This window comes from Pseudomonas sp. SIMBA_068 (assembly GCF_046534705.1).
GTDB lineage: Bacteria > Pseudomonadota > Gammaproteobacteria > Pseudomonadales > Pseudomonadaceae > Aquipseudomonas > Aquipseudomonas putida.
In genome coordinates, this window is the sequence record NZ_JAWRYI010000537.1 from 1 (window position 1) to 271 (window position 271).

Consider the following 271-nt stretch of genomic DNA (forward strand, 5'->3'; position numbering starts at 1 on the left):
GGCCACAGGCTGCGTGGCATGGGCAATCGGCAGCCCATATTTGATCACCAGCTCATCCTGCGCGATAGGCTGCAGGGCAAATTTATGCCCGCGTCCGACCGCCTGTTGCACCGCCACACGCAGTGGCGGCAGCTCTATCATGGCGCCCGCGTCTAAATCACGTAACGCCACGGCGACATTGTCGCGGGGATCAATTTTAATTGCGTCTTGCATAGCGTTATCTCAGTTGGCTCAGCGCCTCACGCATTCCGTGGGCGATGATATTTTGCAG

Annotated in this window: 1 protein-coding gene; it reads right to left on the reverse strand. The window is 57.9% G+C overall.

Annotated features, from left to right (window positions below):
- Positions 1 to 213, reverse strand: a 213-nt coding sequence (locus tag SB756_RS30295; RefSeq protein WP_410913266.1) for a UxaA family hydrolase, incomplete at its 3' end; no start/stop codon positions are given.
- Positions 214 to 271: the final 58 nt, after the last annotated feature.